The following is a 14,953-nucleotide window of genomic DNA, read 5'->3' on the forward strand; positions in this document are numbered from 1 at the left end:
AAATTTGCTATCTGCCTCCGGCTCTTTTTATTATCTCGATTATTTCACCGCTCCTGTGTTTGCGTGCGAGCTGTAATGCAGTTTCTCCTGCATAATTCTGGTAATTTATGTCTGACACCCTGCTTATCAATTTTTTTACTATTTCCTTATGTCCTTTTATTACGGCCATATTAAACGGGGTGTTCCCTTCATTATCTTCAGCTTCAAGAAATGCGTCTTTTCCCAGCAAATAATCCACTATTTCCATATGACCTCCTTCACAGGCTTTCATCAAAGCTGTTTGGCCTTTTTCATCTTTAGCATCCAGGTCCGCGTTTAATGTTACAAGTTCTTTTACAGTTTCCAAAAAACCTTTTTCAGCAGCTTTTATTAACGGTGTTTTCAAACTTTTAGTACGATCATTAACATCTGCTCCGCCTTTTATCAGCTCTCTTATAACTAATGGCTGATCGTGAAATGCAGCGGCATGCATGGCTGTCCATCCTTCATCTGTATATCCCTTCTCGTTTACATCTGCCCCATTTGCAATCAACAAAGCAACCAGTTTGTTCTGTCCATTCCAGGCAGCCAGCATTAAACTGTTAAAACCGCTGATACCTGGATTTTTATAATCCGGATCAGCTCCTCTTAATATTAAATCTGCTGCTTCATCATATTGTTTATTAAATATAGCCTTCAGCAATTCTTTTCCCAATTCATAGGATTTCTCAACTACACATATGTTCTGAAAACCCAGAATTCCGAAATCCCTGGCTAATCTGCTCAAAACATTTTTCTGGTTTTCATTATTCAACTGCTGCAAACAAACTGCGACAGATTTTTTAGCTCGCTGCAGAGAATCTGTATCCTCCAATTCAGCCTCCTCATTAAGCAGTGAAAAAAAATCAATATCTGTGAATTCGTTCAAAAGCAAGCACAAATCTTTCCCTTCTTTTTTAACATCCAGCAAATCCTGTAATAAAGTTTGGGCGTTCTCGCCGGTAAAAATATTCTTTTTCTCCTGCAGTAAGAGTAATTGCTTTCTAAGCTCAGGTTTAATGGTCCTGTTTTGATTGAAACTTTCTATTTTTAACACCAGTTCATCAAGATTTACCCCTGATCTTTTCAGCAACAAAGCTATTCCTATAAAGTTTCTCAGGTCCTGATCAGATAAATTACCACCTGTAATTTGGCTTAAATTGCATTCTTCATCCAAAAACTTTTGCAAATCATCATTAACGCCAATTGCTATTAATTTATTAAACATTATTCACTAATCTCCTTTCAAAAGTTGTTGTAACTTCAGATATATCTGCCAATATTTATCATCAACTGTTAAAAATCTTTTCGCGTACTCCATACCCGCCTCCATGTCCGCACGAGAAACTCCTTTTTGCAACATAACATCCACGACTTTTGTCATTTTCCAACTTACAACCTTTCTAAATACCGAATCAGTTGTTTCATAGGATAATTTGTCATTAATATCCGCCCCGCCGTTTATCAAGGCCAGTACAGTATCCTCGTCGCATGGGTACTGGTCTGCTTCCAGGGCATTTAATAACGCTGTTCTGCCTTTATAGTCTCTGAGCCTCACATCAGCTCCTGCTTTCAATAGCTCAACAACAATTGCTGACCGGCGTCTATAGGCTGCGCAGATGAGGGGGGTATCCTTAACCATAGAATTTTCATCTACAACATTAACATTTATTCCTTCTTTAATAAGTATTTTTATGATGTCCAAATGGCCGTGGTAAACAGCCGAACCTAACGGAGACTTACCTAAATGCACATCAGCCTTGTTTTCCAGGAGTATACGTACGTTGTAAATTTTGCCTCCAAAAACCGCCCTGAATAAAGGTGTCCAACCGTTTTTACATATATGATTAATCTTTGCACCGGCTTTAACAAGCATATTCAGCAAAGCTGGGTTGCCTTGCTCTGCCGCTGTCATCAGCGCAGTCCAGCCAACGCGGTCTTCATCATTTACTCGTGCTCCTTTGCTAAAAAGTAGCTTAATAATATTCATGTTGCCTTTTTCTACGGCTAATGTAAAAACCGGCTTTTCTCGTTCCCTGTCTCGGGCATGAATATCCGCGCCTCTTTTTATCAAGTCCCGTACAAACTTTTCCTGATTATAATAAATCGCGAACATTAAAGGAGTATGTTTATCATTATCCCTATAATTCACATCTGCTCCCGCATTTATCAACAATTTGTAAATCTTATCGTTATTCTGTTTTATGGACTTAATTAAAGCCGTATCGCCATGATCAATAAAAATATCTGATGTACCTTTTTCGAAACCGTTTATATCCACTCCCGCATTAATCAATTCCTTGACCAGGTTATCGTAATTTAGTTCTGTTGCCCTGATCAAAATGCTTTTACCCTCTTTGTTTTTATAATTAATATCAGCGCCTTTATTTATAAGTTCCTTTACCTGTTTACTGTCCGCCAATTCTATAGCCTGATAAAGCTCCTCGCCCAGATAACAGTTCCGACGAAATCCCAGAACAATCAGATCTCTCGCCAGTATCCCAGTGATCTGCTTCTGATTTTTGTCATTCAAATTTTCCAGGCAGATATATATGGACTTTTTAGCTTTGCTGGTTCGATCCTTGGCATCAATATCAGGAACATTATTATTTAATAAAAAATCCAGTTCTTTAACCTGCCCGAGAATATTTCTGATGTTTTTGCCAGAATCTTTTAATAATAATAATTCTTGAATAAATCCTTCACCATTTATAAGGAATGGATTCTCCTTTTTGACCAATTCTTCCAAAAGCAATGCAGTTCTGGAAATAACCATTGAAACGATTTTTTTATTCATTTTCCAACCTTCCCAAACATATTATTTTTCACCAAACCTCCAACCTTCTAATAATCCAATTTCTTCCTTCTTTTTCGTTTCACCTATCACTTATTCTAACTCTCCACTGCTCCTGCGCCTTTGAGTATATCAATAATTTCCGTTCTTTTTTCCATTATTGCCAGCTGCAATGGAGTAGTACCTTTATTATCCGTAATATTTATTTCAGCACCTTTAGCCACTAAGGACCTGACTGCCTTTTTATTGTTGGTTTTAATAGCATAAAACAAAGCAGTCCTGTTCCAGTTGTCTTTTACATTTACGTCAGCGCCGGCTTTAAGTATTAATGAAAATAACTGACCGCGATTATATTTTAAATCGGACATTAAAGCCGTAAGTCCCTCGTAATCCTGCAAATTCAAATCTGGTTTTTTGGAAATAATTAATCTGGCCATATCCTGTTTGTAACATACAATTGCCAGGATAAGAGGAGTAAGCTGATGTCGGAAATCAGACCTGCACCTTATGTTTATATCTGCCTTGCGCCTTAATATCTCTTTCACCAGATCATAATAATTTTTTATTATGGCCATACTTAAAGCCGATTGATATTCTTCGCCTGATTGAATGTTCAGCTCGGCTCCGCTTATAATAAGTTTTCCAGCGACTTCCTTATGTTCCTTGGATAAGGCCAGGGTCAGCGCAGTCCAGTTATCTGCGTCCTTAATGTTCTTATCAGCCTTTTTTTTCAACAGCATTTCCACTATATCTTTATGGCCGTTCACAGCCGCGAACATTAAGGCTGTCCATCCTCCATTATTACGGGCATTAATATCAGCTCCGCCTTTTAATAGCACCTCGAAAAGCTCCTTTTTACCTATTTGCGCAGCGAACATTAATGAGGTAGTATTGGTAATATCTTTGTGATTTACATCAGCGCCGGACTTTAAAAGCTTTTGAACATTCCTGACATGTTTACCAAGGACAGCCTGCATTAAAACGGAATAATTGTTTCTTTGCGTATTAATGTAATTAACATCAGCCCCCTTTGCTATGAGAAGGTCCAGCACATCTTCACCGCCCCATAAGCCTGCTGTTCTCATCAAAGCAGTATTATTGTCATTATTAACTGCTTCCAGATCAGCGCCGACCAGTATTAGTTCTTTAACAACATTCACGCATTCCCAGCAAGCCTGAATTAAAAAAATATTGTCTTTTGGTCCATACTTGGTTTCAACACGGGTACAAAGAAAATCCGCTCCCATCCTGATAAGTTTTTTAGCTTTAACAGTATTTTTTTGTTCTATAGCCTCAAATAATTCTCTGGCAAGATATCCATCTTCTTTAATATTCAGATATTTCAGTACTCTAAAATCTCTGGCCAGATTCTGTAAAACCTTTGATTTGTTTGCGGAATTCAATTGATCAAGACATATATAAATAGATTTTTTCGCTTTGGCTGCCGGATCTTTTTCCTGTACAACCGGTGGTTCCTGCATTGCAAGGAATTCCAAGCCTTTGATCCCGCTTACCAGCTCTCGCAGATCAATACCCTTGATCTTCGCTTCTAATAAGTTGTCAATTAAACTTTCAGCTGTAAAGGTGAAGAAAACGTTTAATCTTTTGTCTTCAAGTAGCTTGAGGCGTAACAGTATAGAATCTGTTAATCGTTTCTTTGTTCCAATTGAAATAATTTTTCTTTTCACTTTTCACCTTTCACAATTCACTAATTTCTGCCAACCTTCCAACCATCTAACCCTCCTGCACTTATGCACTTATGCACTTATGACACTTAACACTGATCTCCTAACACATCACGATCAGCCGTATATATATCGGAAATTTGTTGTTTTTATTTCAATATTTTTGGAAACGCAACTTATAGCAAAGAACCCCAAATTGAAACCCTTTATGCTAATTGCCCGGACTTTTGTCTGTAGCTGTGTTTAGCAAACGGATTATTTCTTCTATTTTTTTATTCCATTTATTAAAATCCTCAACACTTATTTTTTTCTTTTTATATTGTTTTTTGAAGTAATTTAATTCGTCTTTAATTATATCCTGCGCTGTTTGTCCTTCTTTGTTTTTTAAAAAGATGTCAACTCCGTTATTAACAAGTATTTGAACAATATCTTGATATCCAGATCTCGCGGCTAACATCAACGCAGTCATTCCTTTGCCATCCTGCACATTCAGGTTTGCACCGGCCTTTATTAACAATTTCAGCAGATAACAGTTATTATCATAGGCGGCAAAAGTAAGGGCATAATTTCCTTCCTTATCTGCTATATCTACCTTGGCCCCAAGGGAAATTAGCTTTTCAACAATCTTTTTCATTCCGGAAACACGAATAACTTCCAAAAACGCTGTGTTCCCTCGAAGATTCTTTTTATTAATGTCAGCACCAGCCAGAACAAGTTTTGACAATGTTTCTCGCCTGCCATAAATAGCAGCATAATGAATGGCTGTTTCTCCTAAGTCATCAGGCATTTCCAGATCAGCGCCAAGATTTATGAGTTCTTCAACTATCTCTGTTCTAAACACTCTAAGTGCTTCATGTAAAGCAGTGCGGCCCCTGGAATTTTTGTCATGGATATCTGCGCCTGCTTTTAAATAATCCCTTATCTTTCCATACTCTCTTTTCATAATGGCACTTCTTATTTCTTTACCCAGATACCCTCGTTTTATAGGCACATATACTTTATTTTTGTAACCAAGCAGTTCAAAGCTTTTGGCTAACTGTTTTAAAACTTTATCAGCATTCTCTTGGTTCAATTTCCTCAGACAAAAATATATAGCTGTCCTTGCCTTAGATTTGATGTCTGAGCTGTCTGTTTCAGACCTGTGTTCCGATCGTAAAAATTCCAAATTTTTTGTTTTCGCAAGAACCACAATATAATCAATACCTGACATTTTCATTAATAGAAATTGATGAATAACATCTTTAGACTGACTTCCTGAAAAAATATTTATGTTATTATCTAGAATTTTTTTTTGTTCGTTTAAAAAGTTAACAAGAACTTTTTCCAAATAATCAAAAGATACCAGCTTGTGAGCCATTTAATAACCTCCCCTTATTAAATCACTTTATTTTACGGGTCCAGATAAACCATCATTTCCTCATTACCATGATGGCGGGCCCAGTACCAGGCGGTCATATCCTCATTATCTCTAAGGCTCTTTTCTGCTCCGGCCTCAACCAGTAATTTTACGGACTCAAAATCATTATTCCGTACCGCTGCTATCAGAGGGGTAATCCCACGTTTATTAGCGGCATTTATATTGGCTCCGGCATTGATCAACGCCTCTATCAAGTATGGCCTTCTAAAGTTCCATGCTATATAAATAAGCGGCGTATCGTCTTGCTCATCAAGAAGAGTATCAGGATTAGCGCCGGCTTCGATTAATTTCAAAGCCATATCATATTTATAGTCCTTTAAAGCAGACATTAAAGCCGTACTGCCATCTTTGGCTTTGATATCCAAATCAGGTTTTTTACTTAGCAAAAAATCTACAGCATCTTCATTAGCTGAACCTATAGCATAAAAAAAAGCAGTTTTCCCGCTGCTATCCTTATCATTGATATTCGCTCCTCTGGATAATAAGCTGTTGATTATTCTTTTAATATTTTTAATATGTTCATAGTTTGTAGGATTATCAGGTTCAGTAGAATTCTCTATAAAGTTTATCCATTTACGCACTGCATAAATAATCGCGGTTTGATCGAAATTATCTTTTTTATTAAAATCAGCGCCTTTTTCCAGCAGTTTGATAACCAGTTCAAAGTTGTTACCATTAAAGGCTTTCACCGATTCTTCGCTCAAATAACCGTTTTTACTGAAGCCTGTAAACCCCAGCAACTCAAAATCTCTACCTAATTTTTTTAGAACAACTCCTTTATTCGAAGAATTTAACCCTTCCAGGCATGACCAGACAGATACCATGGCCTTTTGTTTCTCCGGGTCCCGGTCTGATAACTCTGTTTTACTCGGGGCGTATAAAAATTCCAAATCGTTTATTGTCGCGAAAATAGCACGCAAATCAGTTCCTGTTAGTTTTAATATCAGCATATTTTCCATGAGTACTTCAGCTTCTCCGGGCTCAATAAAAACATTTTTGTTAGCACTGAGCATTTTCAGTTTACTGTTCAGCACAACTAAAGGTCCCTGCTCTGTTGATATTATTTTAGTCAGCATATAAGTTATTCCTCGTTAGTCTTGTCATTCGCATGTTATCCGCCGAGTCCTCCATCGATGTCCCTGCTCGTATCCGTCAAAAATCTTAATAATCTTAAATCTCGACTATCTTCCGGTTTAGGCAACCTGTAACCCAAATCAAAAAAATATCGTTTCAAATCCTCAGCCACCATGTTGATGTTTTTAGACCCATCGAGTATTTTTAAAGCAATAAAAATCGGTTTTTCCATTAATCGACTGTCCATCAGTAAGAATGTCTCTCTATGAGTCATCAATTCCAGTAATTCCAACCCCGGTATTTTGCACATTAGCTGAGTAATTATATAATTCTCGTCGTCAGGATGTTGCTGCTTAACTGCCAAAAGTTCAGCAACAACTCCTGCAGCGTCATTACCGGCAAAGACATTAATCTTGCGAGCCAGCAAATCCAGTCGCGTTTTCAAAAAATCAGATATTACAGGGCCTGCGTCGGTTTGCTCTGAGCCACTTGAAGATATATCCTCAAGACCAAGGCTTCTAAATGCTTCTCCCAGCTTCTGCCCCACTACCTCGTAATTATCAGGTTTCAGGCCTGTTACACAGTTATAAATTTTAGTAACCGCTCTGGATAGAGGATCGTTTTTGTTAAGTTCGGGTTTGTTACCTTCCCAGATGGGCCTGAGGTACTCAATATCTTGAAAAAAACTCCAAATATCTCCACCCGATTCTTTTTGTTTCAGTAATTCTTGCACCAATTTTATGGTTTCAGGTCCTGCGAAAACATTTTTGTAACCAATTAATAGTTGCTTTTGTTCGTTAATTGAAAATACGTTTTCTTTAACCTCGGCATCAGCAATATTGCCTGCCGATTTTAACGGTTTCAGATAAGAGACAACCGTTTTCAAGGTATTTGTTAACAGTCCCTTAAATCCGGTTTCTTTTCTACTCTCCACAAAATTTATCGCTATAATCTTGTTCTTCATATTTAGTACCTGCTATCTTCCAATCATCTAACCTTCCTAACTTCTGCATTTACGCACTTACGCACTCCTGCACTTTTCCCGTCATCCTTCGTCAGGCTCAGGATGACTTACCCCTTATCTCTTATCTCCTGCCACTTACTCACGGATTATCCTGCTTATACGTATATTTCAAATAAAAGGTCATCTCCTCGTCTTCATTAGATTCAGCTATACCTATAGCCATTTTATTGTTAACCCCGATATCAGCCTCGGCTTCCTCTACCAGAAAAATTACAGCATCCATATGGCTGTTTTCAACCGCTTTTGTCAGCGCTGTATCTCCTACCCAATTCTGATAATCCACATCAATTCCAGCAGCCAGAACTTCTTTTAGTTTACCTATATTACCTTCCGCTGCTGCTTGTAGGAATTCACTTCCCAGCTCTTGCTCTCTCCTTTTTAATATTTCTACAACTTCCATCTTTCCTTCCGAACGTGCTATATCAATAGCTTTTTTTCTGTTAGAGTTGCGCATGTTTAATTTAGCTCCTTTGGCCAAAAGTAACTCCACTGTTTCTTTATATCCCTTTTCAGCGGCCCTCATAAGAATTGTATATCCATTAGTTTCCTGTTCGTTAATATTTATTCCATGCTGAATAAGGAGTTCTACCATCGAGTTGAACCCACATATCGTTGCTTGACTGACAGGTTTAAAGCCAAATTTATCTTTCGCTTCAAAATCTGCACCATATTTTATCAATAATTTGGCTGCTTCCAGGCATATTTGCCGGTTTACTAATTGTAAAGAACCACGAAATACAACCTCGCGAAATGGTGTAAATTGACTTTCCGTATTTCGATATTCCAAATCTGCGCCCTGGTTCAAATAGGCCTCTAACTTATCAACGTCACAATTTTTTGCAGCCTCCATCATTTCATCACCTAAATAACCGTTTTCTTTTGCCTGATGAGTATAAAATATTTTAAGTTCCAGCATTTTTTCCTGAACTTTAGAAAATATTAGATCAGGATTTTTAGAAAAATTCTGCAAGCTGTGCCATAAACCGATACTATTCGGATTTGAAGTTTCTATAGCTGATGGGCTTTTTGCTTTTAAAAACTCAAGTCCGTTTAAAGTCGCGAAAACTTGGCGAAGCGATTCTCCTCCGCCTTGCAAAGCGACTTCCAGCATCAACTGTTTCAGGCGCTCATCTGCCTTTACTAAAACGCCGCCTGATAATTCTGTAATAATCTTTTTGAGGTTTTCTTGTTCTTGGGTAAACGTCCAATTTTCCTGAATATTAATTGCCAGTATTTTATACATCTTTTGTGCTCCACATTTCTACCTTCTGATGAAATTTCCTTCATCCTTCGTCATTCATTTTCCCGTCATCCTTCGTCAGGCTCAGGATGACTTACCCCTTATCTTCTACCCCTTATCTCTTATTCCCTAATTCGCGATATACCCAGTATAGCTAAGCCTCCAACTGCTTTCACTGGACGAACCATTGGTTATTTCTACTCTCACTTTTGTCTGACCGTCTTTGCCTGCTCCTGCTTTTTCCACTGTCATATAATAACCTGCGCCTCCTCCGGTCTTTTGCATAAAATCTCTGAAACTTAAAGTTTGTCCATTACTGCGCGATTCATTCACGGGCATACTCTCATTATTTTTCAACCCTGCAACTAACAGGTCAGCGACTTTTTGGGCTGTTTCCACAGCTTGACCGGCTATTAAATTATTGGCTATTATCATTACTTCCGTTCCTCTGCTCCTTACACCACCCATAAAATATGAAAGTTCTTCGGGAAATGCTACAGTTTTACCCTTGAGCTCACCGATCTTGCTTTGCATCTGAGAAACCCCGCCCAGAATCTCAACGATCTGAGGCTTGATATTTTCAAAAAACTTCCCGCTGGCCGCTTTCAAAATCTCATCAATTATTTTTTCCAAAGGTTTAAGATCAAGATTTTCAGGGTCTTTCTTCAGCATACCTCTTAATAAATTCTCCATGAATACCGTAAGCATTGTTAAAAAAGTTTCCTGTAAATCTTCTCTCTTCTGCGCTGAAATAGCTTCAGCCATACTCTTTATGGTATCAAGGTTGATTACCTGTTTGCCGGCAAGTTGGTTTACCATATCACTACTTGCCAGCCATTTTTTAAAAGTTTTATTGGTTTCACTAATCGATGTTGATTCACATATCAGTTCAGTCATGGTATCAGACAAAAATCTGTCTCCTGTTGAAACCAAATAATTGATTTTTGCTTTCAAATTTTCCAGACTGTTTACATCACCTTCCTTGCTGTTGTCATTGCTGTCCAAATTTTTGATAAATTCCGCCCAGTTCTTGAATTGCTCAGCAAAAGTTTTATTAGAAAAACTGAATTCCGGCATGGTCTCTACAGACTGCCCCGCATCACTGGAAACAACCCCGGTATGAGCAAAAACACTGTTCAATAATAGTTCCAGCAGTTTGAAGCTTTCAATTATCCCTGCCTTAACTTTAATTTCTTCCAAAAAGTTATCTTTAGCCGTTATTGTTTTCAATAAATTAATAATCTCAATGACCAGAGGCTTAAATTCAGTGGAATTTTTGGGAATATTTCTCAATTTGTCCAGGTTATTTTGCAGACTTTTGATATCCTCCTCATCATTTATATTGCTTACTTTGTCCAGAGGTATGGTTAAATGGTCTTTTATCTCTCCCTGAATACTAAAAATATATTCCTGACCTGTTTTTGTTAAAGAAATTTCACAATCCGCACCTTTTATTAAGGAAATCAAATAAGGATTGTTATTAATTATTTGCAGCATATTTGTCTTTTCCAGTATTTTCTGTTTATCTGTAATCCTTTCCTGGGCCGCGCGTAACTCTATTTCCGGCTTGGTCTCGGAATAAGTAACAGGTTCTATGCTGGCTATAACGTCATTCAAAATTTTAATATTCTCATTGATCTTGAGTTTGTTTTTCTGTTCGTTTTGTTGATCGGACTCCAGCTTATGCTTGAACTCGCTCATTAACGCGGTAGGTTTGGGCACCCATTTGGTCAGGATGTCCCATAATAACGAACGTGTATAAGTGTCCAGATAACGCTTAAGGACTTCTTCCAGCAGTTCGTCTATCAGACTATCGGGAATTTCGCTGGCAATGGACCTTATGCTCACATCAAAAACCTGAATATTGGTCATTTCTTCCTTTAAACCCAGAGTATTGCGGAAATCTTTACCGTTTAACATATAGAAAAGAAAAGAAGTAAGTTGTTCTTTGTTAGTATTTTCCAGCAATTTCATCAATTTGCCGGAAAATGATTTAAACGTATCTTCCATATTGGAAACCTGATCTCCGTAATCATAAATTTCTTTAAAAATAGCCATGTTATCTTTATCATATTTCTTGTGATCTATTTCAGGAACTTCCTGGGTTGACACTGTCTTAAAGGGTTCTACCTTTTGTGTTTTGCTGCTTATACTGGATAGGTCTACCCAGTCTTTTTGCTTTATAGTTTCAGGCAATTCAAATGTACCCCAGAGTACGGATCCGTTGTTAAGATCAATTTCATAATCCAGTATCGGCATAAATGCCTCGTTTTTGTCCTTAAACAGTTCTATAGTGTTCTTGATAAAAGGTTCGGACACATAAATCCCTTTTGCTTCCTGGTCTTTCTGTTCTTTGTTGGAATCAATTTTTTCTCCGGCACGCAGACGTTCAATTAGTTTTTTATAATATTTTATTCCGGAAATAGAGGACCTGGTAAATTTTTCATGGAATTCAATACGAAAACGCATTTCATTATCCTTGACCTCCCACTTTATTTCCAGGGCTTTTTCATTCAGACCGGGTATAATATCTTTAAGAAGTTGCTTATCACGTTCCTGTAAAAACGGGCTCTTGGGTTTATTCTTATCTGTTATGGAATGAAAAGAGTCCTCTACGCCCCGTTGTTTAATTGTCTGTTCAGCTGCGGTAAGCTGTGCCATATAGATCATGGTACGCAAAAAACTGCCTTCACCGCTAATAATTTTTTGCATTGCCGGCTCGGATAAATCATATAGGGACTGGAACCTTCTTTTGGTTGCTCCCACAATCTTTGCCACCGGGGTGGTGGGACCGGTTTCGGGCATCATTCCCTTCAGGGTTATGTTGCCTTGCGGTTCAATTAATTGTTTATTGCCCAGATCGATAATGCTTTTTTTCTTCATCATCTTTCTTACATCTTCAATTGTTATTTTGGCCCCTGCGTCGTAGTAATCGGGCAGCAGCTTCAATTGCTGAATGATGAACTGTATTACATCTTCAGCTTCATTGGGATTGTCATATGATACCGATAATTCCTGCTTTTCCTTTTCAGATATGAGCACAAGAATCTTGTTTTCCAGCGTCGGATCATCGCTGAGCTTAATAAGAACATCCAGGTCCTTATTTTTACCCAATTTGGTTAAGGCATCACTGAATGGTTTTCTGACTTTATCTTCAATCAAAGTACGCATATGTCTTCCACCCTGAGTTTTATCATGGAACTGTTTCAGATATTCATATACCTCATCAGTTACGATAATATCATTGTTTCTCTCTATCTTTTGCGGTTTTTTCAGGTTCCTGATCATAATTCTTTCAGCTGTTTCCCTGAGCATATCATTGGACATACGATTAAAAATCGTAATACCTCCACCGGCCAGTATCCTGTTAATAATTTCCGGCTTAAATTTAGCGGAGAAACGAGCCTTAACTTTTTTAGCATTATCCTGGATAACCTTTTCTGTTTCCTGATCGCGTTTGGACAATTTGCCGTGAGCAATGTTATAGACATCTCTTTCTTGTTCCTTATAATCATCAATTAACTGATTAATCTCATTGAAATCATTCAGGGGAGCTATAATGTCAAAAAAACTGTCAGGCAGATAATCGCCGGTTTCCAGCAGGTTTTCCAGGTAAGCGGCATTTGTATTTTCTATAAGCGTATAAGCATCCTTAAATTTGTTTTTTAACGTATCAAAAAAATTTTGCCTTATATTCTTTATTTTTTCTTCATCACTTATAGCACTTTCTTTTTCCTCAGTACCGCTTAATTCTTTGATTCTCTTTTCCTGCGCTTTTACCATTTCTATAATTTGATTAATATCTCTCATGGGCACTTTTACCATATGATCCGGATAATTCTCTCTTGTTTCAATATTCACTTCCAAGATGTCCTCATACTCAGGATACTCTCCGCGTTCAATATTTCTGTTGTTTAAAATACTTATTAATAATTTTTTCTTTTCTTCCAAACCATAGACAATCTCATTTTTGTCTTCCAACTGTTTCTCGCGGCTTTCCTCTTCTACCTTGGTAAGCAAAATGTTCAGTTTTTCCACACACTCCAGCCTGGACCTGTGAATTTCTTCCTCATTTTGCCTGGCTTTTCTGGACTTCAGATACTGGTGTACACCATCAACATATTTAACATCTTCCGCGCCCAGATTTGATGTAAAACCTATATAAACCTGATTGAAATTAACTTCTCCTTCTTTTGTGGTACTGCTCTTGGCACGGTCCAATATATTCATTAAAAATTCAAATAATTCCGGACATGCTTTCTCGACTTCATCAAATATTACAACACAGGAAGGATTGTTCTTTACAAACTGCAAAAGCTTTGACCCCTCCTCATACCCTACGAAACTGGGAGGAGCGCCGACTATCTCGGACAATTGATACTTGTCCATTATTTTATTACAATCTACATAAAACTCAGGTAAACCCATCTTTTCCGCGAAAAGCTGAAATGTAAATGTTTTACCTGTACCGGTGGGCCCGGTAAAAACACCGTTAAAAAGCGGTCTGTTGGGGTCCATTAGTCCCAAGGCGTTTTGTCTGGCCACCGACATAAGCTGTTCCACTGGTTCATCAGCGCCGACTATTTCTTCCTTCATTTCTTTCTCAATCTGGGCCAACCTCGCCATTATATTAATATCTACCTTATTTCTATCCTTACCGGCCATTTCCGCTACATTTTCTATAACCTGGTCTTCTGTAACATCAACTTCTCTGTTGCCATTACTTTTCATTTCTTCTTTTTCCAGATCAATAATACTCTTAACCAGTTTTTTCAGTATCGGTTCCAATTCGTCAAAAGCCTGCTGGTCTTTCTCTTTAATGGCCGTAAAAAGATTGTTAATATCTACCAGCAAATCTTTGTAGAATGAGGCTATTCTTCTTTTAAACGCTGTTTTTTGAATATTGATTTTGGTTATAATTGTTTTTAAAACCCTGATGCTTAATTCCGGGTTAGCACCGGACAGATGTCTCCTGGAAAGCTCATAAATCAACCGTATAATATTGTTGGAAATTCTTATCGGTAAATCCGAATATTTGAAAGACTTTTCCAGCCAGGAATCATTTCTAAATAGCTCTCTGATATGTTTTAAAATATTAATAGTTTCCAGCCTGCTGCGTTCCGGGATGACAATTGTTTTTAGTCGACGGTCAAGCGCGGGAAGCCCTTCAACATATTTTTGCGCTTCCTGCGTAGTTGTGGCGAATACGAAACGGCTGTCAGTCGAGGTTAAAAATGTTTTCATTTCATCAAAAATAATGGTCGGCGCGGCCGGGTTTCTCTGGCCCCAGCGATGAGCCTCATCAACCATAACTATCATTTTCGGATGTTTTTCTATAAATTCTTTAAGCGCATTCAATTTGTCATTGTATGTACCGCTCCCGTCATTATGCAAAAAATCGCAGGCATCGATGAAGCATACTCGAAAACCGGGAAGTTCTCCTCTTTCGATCATGGCGCCGACGTGCTGCATAACCGTAGTTTTTCCTGTTCCGGGAAGACCTTTTAACAAAACATTGGCTGTATCATGTTCCTGCAGTCTGGCCAGTACCTGTTCGGCAACTTCGGTAATACCTATAGCTTCATATACATTGGGATCAACAGTCTTGTAATTTTCACGAAAGGTTTTTATTTTTCCTTTTAGAATGTCCGGGATTTCCAGTTCCTTGTTCCCATTTCCCAAAGCTACAATTTTATTCATA

8 protein-coding genes are annotated in these 14,953 nt (G+C 37.9%); all 8 read right to left on the reverse strand.

All coding sequences use genetic code 11. The features are described 5' to 3' along the window. Window positions 1-7: 7 nt before the first annotated feature. The 8 genes from PHV30_03685 to PHV30_03720 all read right to left on the reverse strand — a co-directional run bounded on the left by PHV30_03685 (window position 8) and on the right by PHV30_03720 (window position 14,952). Window positions 8-1,246: an ankyrin repeat domain-containing protein gene (locus PHV30_03685; protein MDD5456114.1), complete on the reverse strand. Its 1,239-nt coding sequence runs from the start codon at window positions 1,244-1,246 to the stop codon at window positions 8-10. Between the two features lie 6 nt (window positions 1,247-1,252). Continuing rightward, window positions 1,253-2,815, reverse strand: a complete 1,563-nt coding sequence (locus PHV30_03690) for an ankyrin repeat domain-containing protein (protein MDD5456115.1) — start codon at window positions 2,813-2,815, stop codon at window positions 1,253-1,255. A 95-nt stretch (window positions 2,816-2,910) separates the two neighbouring features. Next, window positions 2,911-4,500, reverse strand: a complete 1,590-nt coding sequence (locus tag PHV30_03695) for an ankyrin repeat domain-containing protein (protein MDD5456116.1) — start codon at window positions 4,498-4,500, stop codon at window positions 2,911-2,913. A gap of 208 nt (window positions 4,501-4,708) precedes the next feature. Then, on the reverse strand, window positions 4,709-5,854 hold the full coding sequence (locus PHV30_03700) for an ankyrin repeat domain-containing protein (GenBank protein ID MDD5456117.1): 1,146 nt from the start codon (window positions 5,852-5,854) through the stop codon (window positions 4,709-4,711). Window positions 5,855-5,886: 32 nt separating this feature from the next. Next, complete coding sequence (locus tag PHV30_03705) at window positions 5,887-6,990, reverse strand: ankyrin repeat domain-containing protein (protein ID MDD5456118.1); 1,104 nt, start codon at window positions 6,988-6,990, stop codon at window positions 5,887-5,889. 35 nt (window positions 6,991-7,025) lie between these two features. Further along, window positions 7,026-7,952 carry a hypothetical protein gene (locus PHV30_03710; protein ID MDD5456119.1) on the reverse strand — a complete coding sequence of 309 codons (927 nt, stop codon included), beginning with the start codon at window positions 7,950-7,952 and terminating at the stop codon, window positions 7,026-7,028. Window positions 7,953-8,091: 139 nt separating this feature from the next. Beyond that, window positions 8,092-9,255, reverse strand: coding sequence for an ankyrin repeat domain-containing protein (locus PHV30_03715; GenBank protein ID MDD5456120.1), 1,164 nt, complete (start codon window positions 9,253-9,255; stop codon window positions 8,092-8,094). A gap of 126 nt (window positions 9,256-9,381) precedes the next feature. Continuing rightward, the gene (locus tag PHV30_03720; protein ID MDD5456121.1) at window positions 9,382-14,952 is read right to left on the reverse strand and encodes an AAA family ATPase; all 5,571 of its coding nucleotides are present in this window, start codon (window positions 14,950-14,952) and stop codon (window positions 9,382-9,384) included. Window position 14,953: the final 1 nt, after the last annotated feature.

This window comes from Candidatus Margulisiibacteriota bacterium (assembly GCA_028715625.1).
In the GTDB taxonomy this organism is placed as follows: Bacteria; Margulisbacteria; Riflemargulisbacteria; order GWF2-35-9; family GWF2-35-9; genus JAQURL01.

Excerpts from the sequence above, each read along its gene's own strand:
- PHV30_03720 (MDD5456121.1), bottom strand. The coding sequence starts at position 14,952 with ATGAATAAAATTGTAGCTTTGGGAAATGGGAACAAGGAACTGGAAATC.
- PHV30_03690 (MDD5456115.1), bottom strand. The coding sequence starts at position 2,815 with ATGAATAAAAAAATCGTTTCAATGGTTATTTCCAGAACTGCATTGCTT.
- PHV30_03710 (MDD5456119.1), bottom strand. The coding sequence starts at position 7,952 with ATGAAGAACAAGATTATAGCGATAAATTTTGTGGAGAGTAGAAAAGAA.
- PHV30_03705 (MDD5456118.1), bottom strand. The coding sequence starts at position 6,990 with ATGCTGACTAAAATAATATCAACAGAGCAGGGACCTTTAGTTGTGCTG.
- PHV30_03685 (MDD5456114.1), bottom strand. The coding sequence starts at position 1,246 with ATGTTTAATAAATTAATAGCAATTGGCGTTAATGATGATTTGCAAAAG.
- PHV30_03715 (MDD5456120.1), bottom strand. The coding sequence starts at position 9,255 with ATGTATAAAATACTGGCAATTAATATTCAGGAAAATTGGACGTTTACC.
- PHV30_03700 (MDD5456117.1), bottom strand. The coding sequence starts at position 5,854 with ATGGCTCACAAGCTGGTATCTTTTGATTATTTGGAAAAAGTTCTTGTT.